Source organism: Bradyrhizobium sp. C9 (assembly GCF_002532045.1).
Classification (GTDB): Bacteria; Pseudomonadota; Alphaproteobacteria; order Rhizobiales; family Xanthobacteraceae; genus Bradyrhizobium.
The window spans coordinates 184,666-202,117 of record NZ_NWTG01000001.1; the positions used below are offsets into that span (position 1 = coordinate 184,666).

The 17,452-nt window shown below is 64.9% G+C and carries 16 protein-coding genes; 9 read left to right on the forward strand and 7 right to left on the reverse strand.

What is annotated here, in order from left to right:
- The 5 genes from CO675_RS00800 to CO675_RS00815 all read right to left on the reverse strand — a co-directional run bounded on the left by CO675_RS00800 (position 1) and on the right by CO675_RS00815 (position 6,366).
- A complete protein-coding gene (locus CO675_RS00800) occupies positions 1-2,322 on the reverse strand; it encodes a TonB-dependent siderophore receptor (protein ID WP_097670147.1) in 2,322 nt (773 codons plus the stop codon).
- Between the two features lie 279 nt (positions 2,323-2,601).
- Positions 2,602-2,835, reverse strand: a complete 234-nt coding sequence (locus CO675_RS40350) for a hypothetical protein (RefSeq protein ID WP_158231166.1) — start codon at positions 2,833-2,835, stop codon at positions 2,602-2,604.
- A 210-nt stretch (positions 2,836-3,045) separates the two neighbouring features.
- Positions 3,046-3,972: an acyl-CoA thioesterase gene (locus CO675_RS40355; protein ID WP_158231167.1), complete on the reverse strand. Its 927-nt coding sequence runs from the start codon at positions 3,970-3,972 to the stop codon at positions 3,046-3,048.
- Positions 3,973-3,977: 5 nt separating this feature from the next.
- Positions 3,978-5,093 (reverse strand): Rv3169 family protein, encoded by a 1,116-nt coding sequence (locus tag CO675_RS40360; RefSeq protein WP_158231168.1) that lies wholly within the window; start codon positions 5,091-5,093, stop codon positions 3,978-3,980.
- Positions 5,094-5,142: 49 nt separating this feature from the next.
- A complete protein-coding gene (locus CO675_RS00815) occupies positions 5,143-6,366 on the reverse strand; it encodes an ABC transporter substrate-binding protein (RefSeq protein ID WP_097670148.1) in 1,224 nt (407 codons plus the stop codon).
- 202 nt (positions 6,367-6,568) lie between these two features.
- Between CO675_RS00815 and CO675_RS00820 the strand changes: the two genes are divergently transcribed.
- The 9 genes from CO675_RS00820 to CO675_RS00860 all read left to right on the forward strand — a co-directional run bounded on the left by CO675_RS00820 (position 6,569) and on the right by CO675_RS00860 (position 15,329).
- Positions 6,569-8,122, forward strand: coding sequence for an acyl-CoA synthetase (locus CO675_RS00820; protein ID WP_097670149.1), 1,554 nt, complete (start codon positions 6,569-6,571; stop codon positions 8,120-8,122).
- A 14-nt stretch (positions 8,123-8,136) separates the two neighbouring features.
- The gene (locus CO675_RS00825) at positions 8,137-9,189 is read left to right on the forward strand and encodes a phosphotransferase family protein (protein ID WP_158231169.1); all 1,053 of its coding nucleotides are present in this window, start codon (positions 8,137-8,139) and stop codon (positions 9,187-9,189) included.
- Positions 9,186-9,695, forward strand: coding sequence for a hypothetical protein (locus CO675_RS00830; protein ID WP_097670151.1), 510 nt, complete (start codon positions 9,186-9,188; stop codon positions 9,693-9,695). The genes CO675_RS00825 and CO675_RS00830 overlap by 4 nt, the downstream gene beginning before the upstream one ends.
- A 188-nt stretch (positions 9,696-9,883) precedes the next feature.
- Complete coding sequence (locus CO675_RS00835) at positions 9,884-11,143, forward strand: aromatic ring-hydroxylating oxygenase subunit alpha (RefSeq protein WP_097670152.1); 1,260 nt, start codon at positions 9,884-9,886, stop codon at positions 11,141-11,143.
- The gene (locus CO675_RS00840) at positions 11,143-11,640 is read left to right on the forward strand and encodes an aromatic-ring-hydroxylating dioxygenase subunit beta (protein ID WP_097670153.1); all 498 of its coding nucleotides are present in this window, start codon (positions 11,143-11,145) and stop codon (positions 11,638-11,640) included. The genes CO675_RS00835 and CO675_RS00840 overlap by 1 nt, the downstream gene beginning before the upstream one ends.
- A gap of 13 nt (positions 11,641-11,653) precedes the next feature.
- Positions 11,654-12,448: an enoyl-CoA hydratase/isomerase family protein gene (locus CO675_RS00845; RefSeq protein ID WP_097670154.1), complete on the forward strand. Its 795-nt coding sequence runs from the start codon at positions 11,654-11,656 to the stop codon at positions 12,446-12,448.
- A 3-nt stretch (positions 12,449-12,451) separates the two neighbouring features.
- Positions 12,452-13,204 (forward strand): SDR family NAD(P)-dependent oxidoreductase, encoded by a 753-nt coding sequence (locus tag CO675_RS00850; RefSeq protein ID WP_097670155.1) that lies wholly within the window; start codon positions 12,452-12,454, stop codon positions 13,202-13,204.
- Positions 13,204-14,139 carry an alpha/beta hydrolase gene (locus CO675_RS00855; RefSeq protein WP_097670156.1) on the forward strand — a complete coding sequence of 312 codons (936 nt, stop codon included), beginning with the start codon at positions 13,204-13,206 and terminating at the stop codon, positions 14,137-14,139. Before CO675_RS00850 ends, CO675_RS00855 begins: the two co-directional genes overlap by 1 nt.
- Positions 14,136-15,329: an acyl-CoA dehydrogenase family protein gene (locus tag CO675_RS00860; RefSeq protein ID WP_097670157.1), complete on the forward strand. Its 1,194-nt coding sequence runs from the start codon at positions 14,136-14,138 to the stop codon at positions 15,327-15,329. Before CO675_RS00855 ends, CO675_RS00860 begins: the two co-directional genes overlap by 4 nt.
- A 170-nt stretch (positions 15,330-15,499) precedes the next feature.
- Here the strand turns inward: CO675_RS00860 and CO675_RS00865 are convergent, their stop codons facing one another.
- A complete protein-coding gene (locus CO675_RS00865) occupies positions 15,500-16,261 on the reverse strand; it encodes an NAD(P)H-dependent oxidoreductase (protein WP_097670158.1) in 762 nt (253 codons plus the stop codon).
- Positions 16,262-16,265: 4 nt separating this feature from the next.
- The gene (locus CO675_RS00870) at positions 16,266-17,426 is read right to left on the reverse strand and encodes an ABC transporter substrate-binding protein (protein WP_097670159.1); all 1,161 of its coding nucleotides are present in this window, start codon (positions 17,424-17,426) and stop codon (positions 16,266-16,268) included.
- Positions 17,427-17,452: the final 26 nt, after the last annotated feature.

Consider the following 17,452-nt stretch of genomic DNA (forward strand, 5'->3'; position numbering starts at 1 on the left):
CTAGAATTTCACCGTCGCCGAGAGCGAGAAGCGCCGCGCATCGCCCATCGCCACGGCCAGATTGCTGACGGCCGAAGGATAGTAGACGGTGTCGAACAGGTTCTTCACGTTGAACTGGTAGACCACCGGGAACGTCTGGACCTTGGTCTCGTAGGTCGCAAAGACGTCGGCGACGGTGTAGGCCGGCAGCATGAAGCTGTTCGCGGCATCGCCGGGCCGGTCGCCGACATAGCGCGCGCCGCCGCCGAGACGCAGCCGGCCGGGCAGGGTGGTGCCGAAATCGTAGACCAGATAGAGCGAGGCGGTGTTGAGTGCGACGTTCTGCAGCGCCTTGCCGGCGAGCGTCGGATCCTCGGTGACACGCGCGTCGCTATAGCCGTAGCTGCCGATCATGCTCCAATTGTCGGTCAGCCTGCCGGTGACGTCGAACTCGACGCCGCGCGAGCGAACCTTGCCGGCGGTGCGGTACTCGACAATGCCGGTCGAGGAGTTGAGCTGCGAAACCAGCACGTTCTTCTTGTCGATGTCGTAAAGCGCAAGCGTGCCGGAGATCCGCTTGTTGAAGTCGAACTTGGCGCCGGTCTCCCACTGGGTGCCCTCTTCCGGGGCGATGTTGGAACCGATCACGACGCCGCCGGTGAGCGGCGCGATGGTCGAGGTCGGCTTCAGCGACTGGGTGTAGCTCGCATACAGCGAGACCTCGTCGGTGAGCTTCAGGATTGCGCCGCCGAGCGGCAGCGCCTTGTCCTGTGAGACGTTGGTGTTGGTGGTGAAGGGCCGCCCCTTGCCCGCGAGCTGGTCGTATTCCATGTAGCGCACGCCGCCGACCAGCGCGAACCGCTCGGTCAGGTGCAGCGTATCCTGGAAGAACAGAGACCACTGGCCGAGCTTGTCGGTCTGGGCGCTGTCGGCGGCGGACACCGTGGTGCCCGGCGTGATCAGGCCGTGGACAGGGTTGTAGAAGTTGAAGCTCGGCGTCGCCTGCCGGATCAGATTGTCGCGGTAGATCGTACGATACTGGCCGTCGCCGCCGAACAGCACCTCGTTGCGGATGCCGCCGAGCCAGACGTTGCCCTGCAGATAGGAGGTGCCGTAGCTCGAATTGCTGAGCGAACCCTGTGTGCCGTCATTGCTGCGGGTCTCGGCACCGGTCTTGGCGTTGATGCCGGTGATGCGGAGCTGGTTGGCGCTGAATGTCTCGGTGTTGTAGCTGTAGGCCGCGAACAGCTTCCAGTCCTGGTTCAACCGGTGCTCGACCGAGGCCTGCATCAGGTCCGAATTGCCCCACATGTTGTTGAAGGGCTCGTCGAGCCGGCGCGTCGCCGGGATCGCCAGCGGCGCCTTGGTCACGGGATCGAACGCGGTGCCGCGGTCGAACGGCGTGATGAATTCGCGGTGCTCGTAATTAAGCTGGACCGTGGTGTTGTCGCCGTACCAGGCCAGCGACGGCGCGACCAGCATTTCGCGGTGGCGCCCGAAATTGCGCCAATAGTCCTCGCTCACGCCATAGCCGGTGAAGCGATAGGCGAGGCCGCCATTGCCGATCGGTCCGGTGATGTCGATGGTGCCGTCGGCGCCGCTCTTGTTGTTGGCGAAGGTCGAGCCGAGCAGGGTCACCGAGCCGTGCTGATACAGTTCGGGACGCTTGCTGATCGTGTTGACGATGCCGCCGGGATCCATGATGCCGTAGAGCAGCGACGCCGGGCCTTTCAACACTTCGACGCTCTCGACTGCTGCGTTGAGGCTACGGCCCTGCACCAATGGCATGCCGTTGCGCATGATCGAGCCATCGCGGTTGTCGCCGAAGCCGCGGCGCATCACCGCATCCTGGGTGCCGGCCAGCGTGTTGCCCTGGGTAACGCCGCTGACATTGGCGAGCGCGTCGTCGAGATTGCGCGGCAGCTGATCCTTCAGCACCTGTTCCGGTACGACGTTGACCGTCTGCGCGGTGTCGAGCGGCGAGGCGCCGCTGCGCAAGGTGGTCGAGCTCGGCATCGCGCGATAGCCGAGCTTGGCTTCGTTCAGCGCGGCGGCGCCGGCCGCCGCGCGCTCCGAAGCTGTCGGTGGCGCCGGCTGGGTAGTCCGGCCGCGCTGCCGTGCCGCGGCAACCGCCTGCGTACGCTGCACCGCGGCCGCGGGCTTGCGCTTCTGTGTCGGTTGTTCGACCGTGACCGGTGGCAAGGGGACGCTCGATTGGGCGTTTGCCGGCGTCACCGCGGAGGAGACATCGGCGAGAAGGAATGCGGCGCCGATCAGCAGGTGGGTGCGGCCCTTGTCGGCAGCATTTCGACGGTCACCGACATTCCGGCCATCAGCATTCACAGGCACTCTTGGACTTCCGATTCACGCAAACTGATTCACGCCGCGCCTCTAGCAGTCGGCGCGCGCGAAAAGAACCGGAGCAGACTTGAATCCCTCTAACCGGATTGGATTTGAACCGTTCTAAGACGCGACGGGGCTCGCGCGTGTGCGCGAGCCCCGCATCTCATGCTTGATTGTCAGTTAGCGCGTCAAATGGTTGCGCGATCCTGGTCTGAGGTCAGGAGTCGTCTTGCTGTCGCGCCTCAAGCGTAGGGTAGCTCGTGCAAGGCGCGATGCGCCTCACGACATCGCCAGGCTGACGGACGCCGAGCCGACCATTGCCGTGCTCACGCCGTCGCGTGCCATCGATTCGATCGTGCCCCAGTTCTCGCGGAAAATCCGTGCCGCCTCGTCGGCACTTTCCGCCTGGATCGTCAGACTGCACGCGCGTCTCGCGCCATTGCTGGCGAGCTGGAAGTAGAGGACATATCCAGACGATTCCGCACTCCGTGCGCCCGAGACTGCCTGCTGCATGTAGGTTTTCCCCATAGTGTTCTTGTTGCGCCACCCGCGGGCAGGATTTGACAGGGATGCGGCGCCTTCGTGATTCAAAGCGCGCAATCTGCAAGATTGCGCATTTTGTCTGGCGGTGTTGCAGGGATTCAACAGGCGATGGAACCGATGGCGGGCAACAGCTGCAACCCAGCCGCGATCACGACACGCGCTCACCTGTCACGGCGTGGCTTACGTATCTCCGCCGGGATGCACCATCAGGGTTTCCTGGATCGAGGTCGCGAGCATGGCCCCATCGCGGTCATGGACGCGGGCGATCGATAGCCCGCGGCCACCGTCGGCGCATGGGCTCTCGGTTTCGACATGCATCCAGGCGTCGGGTGAAAACGCGCGATGAAACCAGATGCAATGATTGAGGCTCGACAGATAGAGCGGTGCGCGCGCCTGCAGATCGCGGAGATGGCCGCCGACGCTCGAGAAATTGAGCCACCAATCCGAGAGATAGGCGAATACTGCGGCCTGGGCGCGGGAACCGGCGGTGAGTGGCTGGCGGCATTTGATCCAGAAGCGCAGGCGCGGCTCTGCCGTCACGGCCGAGAGCTGACGCTCGATCTCGGGGATGCGGAAATCCATGCTGGGCTTGATGTACGGCGAATACGGACCGAGCGGTCGCAACTGCGCCATCAACCCATCGGGGATCATGCTCAGATCGGGCAGGCTCTCGGGATCTTCCGATCGTGCAAACCGCGCTGCGTGCCGCGGACCCGGCTGCGGTGCGCAGAACGTGGCCTGCGCACTCAGTACCGTGCGTCCGTCGCCCTGGCTGCCGACGACATGGCGGGAGGAGAACCGCTTGCCATCCTGGAGGACTGCCGCGTCAAAAGTGATGCGCCGGGTCGGATCGGCGCCGCGCAGGAACAAGAGCTGCAGCATCGCCGCCGGGCGATCTTCCGGCGCGCTGAGCGTTGCAGCCATCATAGCCTGGCCGAGGATTTGGCCGCCGTAGGAGCGCCCGTTGAGATTGCCGTCACCGAAGCGGCTGCGATAGCGCAGCGGCGCGATGGTCTCGAGCGAAACCAGCGCCTCCGCCGCCTTGTTGTCCCACGGATCGCACGCGGCGTCGTGCCCGTCCGCGACGCACTTGCCTTGCCCGTCCATCCCGATCACATCGCCGGGAACTTCTGCGGTCCCGGATAGCGCGGATAGCCGGCGGCGACGCCATATTCGCTGATGCCGAATCCGGTCTCGTTGCCGCTCTCGAGCCGGACGACATGGTCGGACAGCGTGCGTGCGACGGCGCGTGTCGCCGCTTCGTCGAGGTTCCAGATATCGTGCGCGGCATGGTTCTCGCCGCGGTCGTCGCCATGGGTCCAGCCTTGCAGGCCGCCATACATGCCGGCCTTCAGATAAAACCGGGTCGGCAGTCCGTGCATCCTGACGCGGCGCGGCTCGCCGCGATCGAAGCTGAAGGTGAAGTCGGCCGCCGCGATGGTCTGGCCGAGCGGATCGTCGGCCCATTCGATCCTGTGTTCGACCGAGGTCACCTCGCGATGCGTCACCGACCCGTCGGCCTCGCGGCGAAATTCGGTACCGGAGAGATAATGCGGCTTGCCCGGCGTGCGCTCCTTGATGAAGATCGATAGCGCCGACTGCGGAAACTGGAACATCGACCAGGTCCAGAAGAAATTGCGATGGGTTGCAACCGGCGGTCTGGTCTCGTCGGTGCGCATCTCGGAGCGCAGGCCCCAGGAGCGGTCGCGCTGTCCCCACCATCGTTCCGGCTCGATATCATAGCGCTTGCCGTCGGCGACGATCCAGCCGTGCCAACGCCCGAATTGCGAGACGCGCGCGAGGTCTTCCTCGACGACGCCGTTGCGCTCGCGAAAATTCTGCTTCTCCTGCGCCGCCGGAAAGCTCGCCTTGAACTCGAGCGAGAAGCTGATTCCGGACGGATTGTCGGCGAGTGAGACCCTGTGCAGGCTATTGCCCTCGACGATCTCGATCCTGAGTCCGCCGACCTCCGTCTCGAGGGGACGGGTCCCGAGCCGGCGCGAGGCGCGGAAATTGTGCTGGCGGCGGCCGATCGTGATGCCGGCGAATCCGTCCATCACGTTGCGGTTCGGGTAATAGCCGAGCCCGATGTCGATCAAAAGCTCGCTGCCATCGATCGGATGCGCGGTGTACCAGTAGCGCTCGGTGAACCTTGCATCGCCGCCGCCGGCTTTGGCAAACGGCTGCGGCGTCTGGTGGCCGATGAGATCGTCCTGGGCTGTCAGCATTGTTCTTGTCCTTAGGTTTGAGCCGGTTCGGTCAATCGGATGCGCGGGATCAATCCTTGGCCGGGCCCGCGCCCACGATGTCGCCGAACAGCACCCAGGTCTTGCCGTCGAAGCGAGCGAAGCGGCGTTCGGTGATCGCCGCGTAATCCTGCGGCGTGGTCTGGATCGTGATGCCCGGAAGCAGCATCGGCAACTCGATGCCGCTGAGGTTGGTGGCCTGCTTCAGCACATTCTCCCGCGTGAGATTGTCGCCGCAGCGCTGCAGGATGATCGCGCCGAGCTGAGCCGTGGTGTAGCCGGTCACCGCGATCACGTCGTTCGGGTCCATCCCCGGCATGTATTTGGCAGCGAAGGCGAGATAATCGGTCATGCCCTTGTCATTGGCCCACGCCGGATCGTTCGGCGTCTTGTAGGAGGTTGTGGTCAGGATGCCGGTCGAGGCCTCAATCCCCGCCGGCACCAGCACGCCGGCAATCGAATTCGCGGTCGAGCCGAGGAAGATCAGCGGCTTCCAGCCGAGCTCGTGGATCTTGCGGATCGCCATCGAAGCGAATTTGTTCTGCGCGGCGATCAGGATGGTGTCGGCGCCGGACGCCTTCAGATTCACGATCTGCGAGTCGATCGTGGGTTCGGTCGACTGATACATTGCCTCCTTGACGATCATCGTGTCGGCTTTGGCGCCCAACCCTTCCTTCAGGCCAAGGACAAAATCCTTGCCGATGTCGTCGGCCTGCAGCAGCACGCCGATTTTGGCATCCGGCTTCTCGCGCAGCACGTAGCGGGCGATGATCCGGGACTCGTTGACGTAGGTCGGCGAGTAGGGCGTCGTCCAGGGGAACTGCTTGGGATCGTTCCAGCGGGTGCCGCCGCTCTGCACGAGAAGTTGTGGGACGCCGTTGCTGTTGAGGTATTTCTGGATCGCGGCGTTGGTCGGCGTGCCGAACGGCGCCATGATTGCGAGCACCTTGTCGTTCTCGACCAGTGCGCGCGTCACCTCGACCGTCTTTGGCGGGCTATAGGCGTCGTCGCGGGTTACGAAGTTGATGTGGCGGCCGTTGATGCCGCCTGTCTCGTTCAGCATCGTGAAATAGGCGAGCATGGTCTTCGGGAAGCTCGCATAGATCGATGCCGGTCCGCTGTAGGGCGCATTGGCGCCGAGCAGGATCTCGGTGTCGCTGACCCCTGGACCATAGGCTTTCTGGGCGTTCGCTGTTCCGAGCGCGCCGGTGAGCGCGAACGCCCACACGGCAAGCGTTGTGATTGGCTTCCGCATCCTTCCCTCCCATGACGCCCTCTTTTGCGGGGCTCGTTGATCCCTGCGGCGGTGCCTTCAAGGGCTTTACCCGTCGCACTGGCTGTGTAATAATAGACCGTCTGTCCGGATTATCAACTGGAATCTCCGGGCGGCATATCGGCTTTACGCATGACGGAAACATCCGCAGGCGTGCGCGGCCGCATGGCGGCGAGGAGGAAACATGAAGCTGACGCAGGCGCTCATCTCGGCAGTGCAGTTGCGCAAGGATGCGCCCGGCACCATCCATGCGGGACGGTCCCGAAGCTGGAAGGAGATCGGCCATCGCGTCGCCTGCGCCGCGGGCGGGCTGCGGCGGCTCGGCGTCGAGGCCGGCGATCGCGTTGCGATCCTCGCGCACAACAGCGACCTTTACATCGAGGCGCTCTATGCCATCGCGTGGGCCGGTGCGGTCGCTGTGCCGCTCAACACCCGCTGGGCGGTTGCGGAGAACGCCTATGCGATCGACGACTCCACGCCGAAACTGCTGCTGGCCGACAAGGCCTTTGCCGAGACCGCATCGGGACTGCGCGGCGCGAAATCACTCACCGCGATGGTCTATCTGGACGAGGGACGGGTCCCCGACGGCATGCAGGGCTATGACGAACTCGTCGCGCAGGCGCCGATCGAGGACGCATCCGGCGCCTACAACGATCTCGCGGGCATCTTCTACACCGGCGGTACCACCGGCTTCCCCAAGGGGGTGATGCTGTCGCACGCCAACATCATTTATGAATCGCTGGTCTGGATCTATGCGCTCCGGTTCCGCGAAGACACGAGGTATCTGCATTCGGCCGGCATGTTCCATCTGGCCGGCACCTCGCCGATGATCGCGCTGACGCTGGTGGGCGGCACCCATGTCACCATCCCGAAATTCGAGCCCGAGCTTGCGATGCGGACCATCGCCGAGCACAAAGTGGATTACTGCCTGTTCGTGCCGACCATGCTCAACATGATGCTCAATCATCCGTCCTTCGGCAGCTATGATTTGAGCAGCGTCAGGGATTGCGAGTATGGCGCCTCTCCGATGCCGGATGCGCTGCTGGTCAAGCTGATGCGGGTGCTGCCGAGCTGGCGCTTTCACCAGGGCTACGGCATGACCGAGAGCGCGGCGCTGGCGACCATCCTGCCCTGGGAATATCACGCGCTGGAAGGTCCGCTGGCGGCGAAGCGTAAATCGGCGGGACGGGCGGCACCCGGTGTCGAAATCCGCATCATCGATCCCGCGGGCAACGAGGTGCCGCGCGGCACGGTCGGCGAGATCGCGATCCGCGGCGCCGGCGTGATGCTCGGATATTGGCGCAAGCCCGAAGAGAGCGCGCGCGTGCTGCGCAACGGCTGGCTGCACACCGGCGACGGTGCCTGGATGGACGAGGACGGCTTTGTCTATATCGTCGACCGGCTCAAGGACATGATCGTCTCCGGCGGCGAGAACGTCTATTCCGGCGAGGTGGAGAACGCGATCTTCCAGCACGAGCAAGTCAGGGAATGCGCCGTGATCGCGGTGCCCGATCCGCAATGGGGTGAAGCGGTGCACGCCATTGTCGTGCCGAAGGACGGCGCGCGGCTCGATTCGGAGATGGTGATCGCGCATTGCCGCACCTTGATCGCGGGCTACAAATGCCCGCGCTCGGTCGACATCCGCCTCGAGCCGCTGCCGCTGACCGGCTCCGGCAAGATCATGAAATCGGTGCTGCGCGAGGAGAAGTGGCAGGGCTATACGAGGTCGGTCAATTGATGCAGGACGTTGCGATGCGACCCGATGATGTGCCCGACGCGCCGGGGCCTGTTCGTCCGGTCGCGGTCAATGACGACGCGGTGCGGACGGCGCTCGCGCAGCATCTGTCGCGGATCTCTGGGAGCCGGACGGAGATCACGAGCTTCGGGCGCAAATCGTCGGGTTTCTCCTGGATTACCTATGCCTTCGTGGCGCGTTCTGCGGCTGACGGGGATCGCAAGCTGATCCTGCGGGTCGGTCCGCCGAACGGGCTGTTTGCGCCTTACTCGGTGCTGCCGCAGGTCTGTGCGCTGCAGTCGCTGGCCGGCAGCGGCGTGCCGGTTCCGGCGCTGGTGTCGTCAGAACAGCATGGGGCCGAGATCGGCTTTCCTTTCTTCATCTGCGCGCATGTCGAGGGCGACGTTCCCGCGCCGTGGGCCGCGAACGAGATCGATCCGGACCACAAACGCGCGATCGCCCGGCAGTTCGTCGAGATCCTGGCGTCGTTGCACCGGATCGATCCGGTCGGAACGCCCTTCGCATCGCTGCAGCAGGGCGGAGAACGCGCCGAAGTCCGCGCGATCGCCGGCTGGCGCGCGTCGCTGGCGCGTCCGACCGCGCGCTATTATCCGCTGCTCGATTGGGGCGGACGCTGGCTTGAGGACAACTGCCCGCAGCCGTCATGCCGCACCATCGTGCATGGTGACTACCGGATCGGGAATTTCATCGAGCATGACGGGCGGATAACCGCCATCCTCGATTGGGAGCTCACTCACCTCGGCGATCCCCATGAGGATCTGGCCTGGGCGATGATGCCGACCTTCAATGCCAGGAGCCGCAAGCTCTATGGTGTGCTCGAGCGCGCGGAGGTGATCGATCTCTATCAGCGCGCCTCCGGCATTGCGGTCTCGGACAAGAGCCTCGCTTTCTATGAGGCCTATGCGCTGTATCAGGCCGCGGCGATCCAGATGTGCGCGGTGCGCGCCTTCGAGGTCGATCGCTTCAACGACATGCGGCTCGCGGTGATGGCAAGCCAGATGCCCTCGATCGTGCGGGCCTTCGAGCGCGCATTGGAGGCCGCAGCATGAGTGCATCCTTTGAGCGGTTGATCGACGGCGTCATCGATGCGCTGCAAAGCCATGTCGTGCCGAACAGCAGCGACGATTTCGTCCGCGGCCAGGTGTTCTCAGCGATCTACGCGTTGAACGGGCTCAAGCTCGCGGCCGACTGGAAGGCCGAGCCGTTGCTGGAGCAGGTGCGTCTGCAGGACGATACTTTTGCTACGGTCAAGCGGTTGGCTGACGGCATGGTGCATCCGGAGATTCCGCCGACGCCGCGCATTCGAGGCGATGTGTCCGATGCTGCTGCGATCGAGGCATTGCGCGACGACGGCGACCGGCGGCTGGGGCAGCTTCTGCTCTGGGCGAGCGGCGAGGGCGTGCGTGCGGGCAATCGCGATGCCGCGGCCGCGATCGAGCGGCTGCTGCGCCGGGCGATCTGCGACCAACTCAAGATCGAGCTCGCGACGACGCCGAAGTCGATGCTGCAGCAGATCGCAGGCGGCGAACGCGACGGTGGCGCGGCGCAAGGCTGAGACGGTTGCGTCGCCAACCACCGGTGATTGCATCGTTGCACGCTGTTCCGCCGATCGGCGCTGGGGTTCGTAAAGAAGCTTGCCCGCCCGTCGCGCCCGTGCTATTTATTGACCGAACGGTCGTTCGGATTATTATTGTCGGCCGATGCAGGCATCCGCGGCAACCGGCCGGCGAGGGAGACGGAGCGATGAACATGATGACCGGCGTCTCGCCATGGGAGCGGCTGATCCGACCCGACCGGGTGCACGGATCGCTGTACACCGATCCTGATATCTTCGAGGCCGAGCTCAAGAACATCTGGTACCGAACCTGGGTTTATGTCGGGCACGAAAGTGAGGTGCCCAACGCCAACGACTACGTCGTCAAGTCGATCGGCCCGCAATCCGTGATCATGACGCGCGACGAGCAGGGCAAGGTCAATCTGCTGCTCAACCGCTGCTCGCATCGCGGCAACCAGGTCTGTTCGTTCGAGCGCGGCAGTGCGCGCTCATTCACCTGTCCGTTCCACTCCTGGACCTTTGCCAATGACGGCCGGCTGGTCGGCTACGCCTTCCCTGACGGCTACGAGGGACAGGACAAGGCGCAGCTGGCGCTCGGGCGCGTGACCCGCGTCGAGTCCTACCGCGGCTTCGTGTTCGGCTCGTTCGCGGCCGATGGCCCGACCCTGAGGGAACATCTCGGCGGCGCCGCCGAGACCATCGATCGGCTGGTGCGCACGTCGCCGGAGGGCGAGGTGGAGATCACGGCAGGCTTCCTCAAGCACCGCGTCAAGGCGAACTGGAAGTTCATCCTGGAGAACGAGTGCGACGGCTATCACCCGGCCTTCGTGCACACCTCGATCTTCGGCGTCGCCGACAGCATGATCGGCAAGCTCTATGGCGGCGCATCGACTGCGCTGACGCGCGATTACGGCAACGGCCATACCGAGATCGACCTGCGACCCGAGTTCCGCAAGCGCGATGCGCCGATGAGCTGGTTCGGCACCAGCGAGGAACGGCTGCCCGACTACACCGCGCGGATGAAAGCCGCCTATGGCGACACCGCGGCGCGCGAGATCATGATCGACGGCACGCCGCATGTGATGATCTTCCCGAACCTGTTCATCGCCGAGATCCAGATGTTCGTGATCCAGCCGCTCGGCGTCGACGACAGCGTCCAGCATGTCACCGCGCTGCAATTCAAGGGCGCGCCCGATCTGAACCGAAGGCTGCGCCAGCAGACCATGGGCTCGGTCGGCCCGGCAGGCTTCCTGCTCGCGGATGATTCGGAAATGTACGAGCGCTGCCACCGCGGCGTGCTGGCACGCAATCCGGAATGGATCTTCCTCGGCCGCGGCGAGAAGCGCCAGCGGCAGGATGAACTCGGCTTCACGGTCGGCCACGTCACCGACGAGGTGCCGTCGCGCGGCATCTGGACCCATTATCGCAATCTGATGGAGCCCATCTGATGCTGTCGCGCGAGAGCAGCGCCACATTGATGAGCGCCATCACCGCCTTCCTCTATCGCGAGGCGCGGTTGCAGGACGAGCATCAATACGAGGCCTGGGAAAAGCTCTGGACCGACGACGGCGTCTATTGGGTGCCGGCCAACGGGGCCGACATCGATCCGGAGCGGCAGATGTCGATCATCTACGACAACCGCTCGCGGATCGCGCTGCGCGTTCGGCAGCTGATGACCGGCAAGCACTTCACCCAGACGCCGCAGTCGAACCTGCGCCGGTTGATCTCCAACATCGAACTGATGGACGAGCAGCCGGACGATGGCGACATCGCGGTCGCCAGCAACAGCCTGATCTTCGAGTCCAGTCTGCGCGACGACACGCTGTGGGCGGCGCGCAACGAATACCGGCTGCGCTATGTCGATGGTGAATTGCGGATGGCCAGCAAGAAGGTCATCCTCGTCAACAACGACAAGGCGATCTACACGCTCTCGTTCCTGGTTTAGGGAAGGTTTCGCCATGATCGACAAGGGCCCCGTTCTGCTTGACATCACCCACGGCATCGCGCGGCTGCGGCTCAACCGGCCCGATGCGGCCAACGGCATGAGCGCCGAGTTGCTGAGCGCGCTGTGCGACGCCATCATGGTCTGCCACGGCCATCCGGATCTGCGCGTCGTGCTGCTGAGCGGTGAGGGGACGAATTTCTGCGCGGGCGGCGATGTTCGCGCCTTTGCCTCCAAGGGCGAGAAGCTGCCGGACTATATCCGCCAGGCCACCGCGTATCTTCAGAATGCGGTGACCGGATTGCTGCGGCTGGAAGCGCCCGTCATCGCCTCGGTGCAGGGCTTTGCGGCGGGCGGCGGCGGCTTCGGCCTGGTCTGCGCGTCCGACATCGTGATCGCGGCGGAATCGGCAAAGTTCCTCGCCGGCGCGACGCGGGTGGCGATGGCGCCGGATGCCGGCGTCTCGGTCACGCTGTCGCGGCTGGTCGGACTACGGCGCGCGATGTCGATCCTGCTGACCAACCCGGTGATCCCTGCTGCCGAAGCGTTGCAGATGGGCATCGTCACCAAGGTCGTGCCCGATGCCGAGCTCGCCGATGTATCGCTCGCGCTGGCGCGCGAGCTCGCGGCCGGCGCGCCGAAGGCGCTGGCGGCGACCAAGCGGCTGGTCTGGGCCGGCACCGGCACCAGCATCGAGCAGTGCTTGTCGGAAGAGGCGCGCACCGTGGCCGAACTCTCGGGGATGGCCGATGCGCGCGAAGGGCTCGCCGCCGTGATCGAGCGGCGCAAGCCTGTGTTCACGGGGCACTAAAACGTGGCTGGCACCTTGCCATTCGGACGTCTCGATGGCCGCCGCGCCTTCGTTTCCGGCGGCGCGCGGGGCATTGGGGCGGCGATCGTGCGCAGCTTTGCCGGAGCAGGTGCAAGGGTCGTGATCGCCGATCTCGATGTCGCGGCAGCATCCGAACTTGCGCGCGAGACGGGCGCCGGCGTCGCCGGGCTCGACGTCAGCGATGCCGCGGCCGTGCAGGCCGTGATGGCGCAGGACGGTCCGTTCGACATCGTCGTCAACAATGCCGGCGTCGATCAGCACGCCTTCTTCACCGACACGACGGCGGAAGATTGGGCCCGGCTGATTGCGGTCAATCTCACCTCGGTACTGGCCTGCACGCACGCGGCGCTGCCGGCGATGCAGGCGGCGCGGTTCGGCCGCATCATCAATGTGACCTCGGAGGCGGCGCGGCTCGGCTCCAAGGGCGGTGCGGTCTATTCCGCGGCCAAAGGCGGCGTGATCTCCTTTACCCGGAGCATCGCGCGGGAAAATGCGCGCTTTCGCATCACCGCGAATGCAATCGCGCCGGGACCGATCCGCACGCCGATGCTCGAGCAGGCGGTGGCAAAGGGCGGCGACAAGATCCTGCAGGCAATGACGGGCGCGACGCTGCTCGGCCGGCTCGGCGAGCCGGAGGAGGTTGCGGCCGCCGCGCTGTTTCTGGCCTCCGACCAGGCCGCCTACATCACCGGCGAGACGCTCGGCGTGTCCGGCGGCATGGGCATCGGCGGCTGATGGGTACCGCGGGCGACGATATTGCCATCACACCGGTCGATCGGGCCATCGAGCGCCTGCGTGCCATCTATCGCGGCTGGAGCCGCGACACATCGATGGCGCAGATGCGCAGCGATTGGGATGCGGCCTTTTCCGGCGGTTCGGCGCCGGTAACGATTGAGCCGGTCTCAGCCGGTGGCATCGACGGCGAATGGCTTGTGCCCTCGGATGCGCCGCGCCACAAGGCCATCCTTTACATTCATGGCGGCGGTTTCCGCATCGGCTCGGTCGCCTCGCATCGCGAGCTGGCCGCGCGGATTGCCGACGCATCCGGCTGCCGCCTGCTCTCGGTCAATTATCGCCTTGCGCCGGAGCATCGCTTTCCGGCTGCGCTCGATGATGCGCTGATTGCTTATCACTATCTGCGCGATCAGGGGCTGCGTCCTGCCGATATTGCCTTCGCAGGGGACTCTGCCGGCGGCAATCTCGTGCTCGCTGTGATGCTCGCGGCGAGAGATCGCGGCCTGCCGCTCCCCGCCGCCGGCGCGCTGATGTCGCCCTGGACCGATCTCACCGCGAGCGGCGCGAGCTATCAGAGCCGGGCCGCGGTCGATCCAATCCACCAGCGTGCAATGATCCTGGCGCTCGCCAGGAACTATCTCGGCAAGGACGGTGACCCCCATGATCCGCTGGCCTCGCCGCTTTATGCCGATCTCGCCGGTCTGCCGCCGCTCCTTGTTCAGGCAGGTGATCGCGAAACCGTGCGCGACGATTCAACCGAGCTTGCCGTGCGCGCCAAGGCCGCAGGCTGCGACGTCGAACTCCAGGTCTGGGACGGCATGATCCACGTCTTTCAGATGTTCCCCGAGATTCCGCAGGCGCGAGAGGCGATCGCATCCCTCGCGACTTTTCTGCGCAGCCATCTTCACATCGGCCATGAGAGGGCGCCACAATGAACGTCATGACCTCCGATCCGCGCCAGCTCTCTGAGACCGAGTTCCATTTCCCGGAGCCGCCCAATCTGCCCGAGGAGCTGCGCATGCTGCGCGAGCAGGTGCGCCGCTTCGTCGAGAAGGAAGTGGCGCCACATGCCGAGGCGTGGGAGCGCGACGGCAAGATCCCGCGCGAGATCTATCGCCGCATGGGCGCGCTCGGCTTCCTCGGCATGCGCCATGCGGCCGAGTATGGCGGCACCGACATGGGGCCGCTGGCCTCGATGGTATTCGCCGAGGAGCTCGGTCGCTCGAGTTTTGGCGGCTTCACCTCGTCGATCCTGGTTCATACCGACATGTCGGCGGTGCACATCAGCCTGCGCGGCACGCCGGAGCAGAAGCAGAAATATTTGCCTGCGATCATCCGCGGCGAGACGGTCTGTTCGATCGCGGTGACCGAGCCCGATGCCGGTTCCGACGTCGCGGGCCTGAAGACGCGCGCGCGGCGCGACGGCGATCATTGGGTGATCAACGGCGCAAAGATGTTCATCACCAACGCGGTCTATGGCGACATCCTGATCGTCGCCGCGCGCACCGACCCGCATGCCAAAGGCAGCCGCGGCATCTCGCTGTTCATCGTCGAGCGCAACACGCCCGGCATCACGGCAACCAAGCTCGACAAGCATGGCTGGCTTTGCTCGGACACCGCCGAGATCTCGTTTCAGGACGTGCGCGTGCCGGCGGCAAACCTGCTCGGCGAGGAGAACAAGGGTTTCTATGGCATCATGGAGACCTTCCAGAACGAGCGCATCTGCATCGGCGGCATCTGCGCCGGCGAGTCCGCCAAGGCGATCGAGCTGACGACGAATTATGTAAAGACGCGGCAGGCGTTCGGCGGTCCGCTCTGGAACCAGCAGGGCGTGCGGCTGAAGCTCGCCCAGCTCGCCGCGAAGGCGGCCGCGGCGCGGGCGCTGGCCTATCAGGCCGCTGAGCTTGCGACGGCGAGGCAGGAGTGTTTGCGCGAGGTCTCGATGGTGAAGGCACTGTCGCCTGAGGTGCTGCACGAGGTCGTGCATGGCTGCCTGCAACTGCATGGTGGCTCAGGCTTTATGCGCGGAACGGCGATCGAGCGCATGGTGCGCGACGCACGCGTGCTGACGATCGGTGGCGGCGCCACCGAGGTGATGCTGGAAGAGGTCGCCAAGCGGATGTGATTCTTTCTTGCCTCGCCCCGCTTGCGGGGAGAGGTCGGATCGCATCGCAGATGCGATCCGGGTGAGGGGGTACCGGTCTATTTACGCACGCGGCTCGCGGAGAGAGCCCCTCACCCCAACCCTCTCCCCGTAAGAACGGGGCGAGGGAGCGCATGTCCGTCGCGACAACCTTACTTTGCGTCGTTCGACGAGGTTGCTGGCTTGCCCTGCCCAACCGTCTGCGCCGCGATCCCCGGCTTCAGCCGCCAGTCCTCGCCGAAATCCGCGAGCGGATGGAAGAACAACGGCTCGGTGGTTTCGAGCTGCCGTAACCTCCGAGCATAGTCGTCGAGGTAGCGATGCCGCGTCGCCTCGTCGACAAAGTTCACCGAATACGAGACGAAGGGCGGCAGCACTTTGCAGCCGGCATAGGCCAGGGTGCCATTCTGGATCGGCCACAGCACCACGTCGAGCGCGCCGACCAGCCCGTCGGGCGCGCACATTCCGGGGTAGGCGGCGGTCGAGGTCACGACCATGGACCGGCGGCCGGCGAGGCCGCCGGTGTCGTAACGGCGACCGGCGCCATAGACCGCGCCGTTGACGAACACGCGGTCGATCCAGCCCTTCATGATGGCGGGAACAGAGAACCACCACAGCGGAAACTGCAAGATCAGGAGGTCGCACCACAGCAGCTTCTCGATCTCGGCGGCGATGTCGCCGCTGAGCGCCCCCTGTTGCAGATTGTATTTCTGCTCGCGGTCATACTGCAGCCGGTCGGGAAACCGCCGCTCGCCAAAGTCTTCGGCGGTCGCTACCGGGTTGAAGCGCATGGCGTAGAGATCGGAGATCCTGACCGTGTGCCCGAGCGCGGTCAGCTCCGCTACCGACCGCGCCAGCAGCGCAGCATTGAACGACTGCGCCTCCTGATGGGCAAAGACGATCAGGACATTCATCGTTCTAGTTCACCGGCTTGAAGCTGAGCGTCGCCGTATCGGCCTGCATGATCTGCAGCTTCTGGTTGGAGAAGCGGACGCCGGGGCCGAAGCTGATCGGCGCCATCACGCCGGTCTCGACATTCCTGGTCTTCTCCAGCTCCGAGATGGTGCAGGCCCAGGTCGGTTGCTTGCCGCAACGCTCGATCGCTGCGATCAGGACCTTCGCGGCGGCATAGCCGGTCATGGTGTAGCGGTTGATGCCCTTGAATTCGGCCTCCGACACCAGCGGCATGGCCTTCTCGAGGAACGCCTTGCCGGCCGCGCCCGCGAACGGCTCGACATAGTCGACCGCATAGATGCCGTCGCCGGCCGGACCCATCAGCTTCAGCACCGGTTCGATGCGGCCAGGCCAGAAGATGCCGGTCACCGGTTTGATGCCGAGCTTCTCGAGCTCCTTCATCATCGCAATGTTTTCGCCGATGATGCCGCCGGCCAGGAACACCTCGGCGCCGGAATCCTTCAGCTGCAGCATGTCGGACGAGAAGTCCTGCTGGCCCTTCTTGTAATTGCCGCTGTAGACGACGTTCAGTTTCTTGGCCTTGACCACCGAGTCGAAGCCGTCGCGCACGGTGATGCCGTAATCGTCGTCCTGGGTGATCAGGCCCCATTTCTTGCCGGGGTTCTTGTCGGCCAGGAAGTTGACGAGGTGGATGATGCCTTCCTCGTAGGATTGGCCGACCACGAACACGTTCTTGCGCGGCGGCTCCCACAGGAACTTGACCGGCGCGACGTCGATCACGGTCGGGATGCCGGATTTTTCTATCACCGGCATGACCGCGATCGACTGGCCCGAGCCGGAGATGCCGATCATCGCGAATACCTTGTCGACGTCGATCACCTTCTTGACGCCCTGGATGGTGCGCGCGGTGACGTAACCGTCGTCCTCCAGTACATACTTGATCTTGCGGCCGTTGATGCCGCCGGCGGCATTGGCCTCGGCGATCGCGATCTTGTGGCCGATCGAGGCCGCGACACCGAGCAGCGCCGGCGGGCCGGTCAGGGGCTCGACGTCGCCGATCAGGATCTCGGTGTCGGTGATACCGGGGTCGGCGGCAGCAGCGGGGCCGATGGCAAGGCAGGCCGTGGAAAGCAGCAGCGAGGCCGCCGCCAGATGTCTGATCATTGTCTCCTCCTCTTGGTGTTATGTCT

Excerpts from the sequence above, each read along its gene's own strand:
- CO675_RS40350 (WP_158231166.1), bottom strand. The coding sequence starts at position 2,835 with ATGCAGCAGGCAGTCTCGGGCGCACGGAGTGCGGAATCGTCTGGATAT.
- CO675_RS40355 (WP_158231167.1), bottom strand. The coding sequence starts at position 3,972 with ATGGACGGGCAAGGCAAGTGCGTCGCGGACGGGCACGACGCCGCGTGC.
- CO675_RS40360 (WP_158231168.1), bottom strand. The coding sequence starts at position 5,093 with ATGCTGACAGCCCAGGACGATCTCATCGGCCACCAGACGCCGCAGCCG.
- CO675_RS00815 (WP_097670148.1), bottom strand. The coding sequence starts at position 6,366 with ATGCGGAAGCCAATCACAACGCTTGCCGTGTGGGCGTTCGCGCTCACC.
- CO675_RS00820 (WP_097670149.1), top strand. The coding sequence starts at position 6,569 with ATGAAGCTGACGCAGGCGCTCATCTCGGCAGTGCAGTTGCGCAAGGAT.
- CO675_RS00825 (WP_158231169.1), top strand. The coding sequence starts at position 8,137 with ATGCGACCCGATGATGTGCCCGACGCGCCGGGGCCTGTTCGTCCGGTC.
- CO675_RS00830 (WP_097670151.1), top strand. The coding sequence starts at position 9,186 with ATGAGTGCATCCTTTGAGCGGTTGATCGACGGCGTCATCGATGCGCTG.
- CO675_RS00835 (WP_097670152.1), top strand. The coding sequence starts at position 9,884 with ATGAACATGATGACCGGCGTCTCGCCATGGGAGCGGCTGATCCGACCC.
- CO675_RS00840 (WP_097670153.1), top strand. The coding sequence starts at position 11,143 with ATGCTGTCGCGCGAGAGCAGCGCCACATTGATGAGCGCCATCACCGCC.
- CO675_RS00845 (WP_097670154.1), top strand. The coding sequence starts at position 11,654 with ATGATCGACAAGGGCCCCGTTCTGCTTGACATCACCCACGGCATCGCG.
- CO675_RS00855 (WP_097670156.1), top strand. The coding sequence starts at position 13,204 with ATGGGTACCGCGGGCGACGATATTGCCATCACACCGGTCGATCGGGCC.
- CO675_RS00860 (WP_097670157.1), top strand. The coding sequence starts at position 14,136 with ATGAACGTCATGACCTCCGATCCGCGCCAGCTCTCTGAGACCGAGTTC.
- CO675_RS00865 (WP_097670158.1), bottom strand. The coding sequence starts at position 16,261 with ATGAATGTCCTGATCGTCTTTGCCCATCAGGAGGCGCAGTCGTTCAAT.
- CO675_RS00870 (WP_097670159.1), bottom strand. The coding sequence starts at position 17,426 with ATGATCAGACATCTGGCGGCGGCCTCGCTGCTGCTTTCCACGGCCTGC.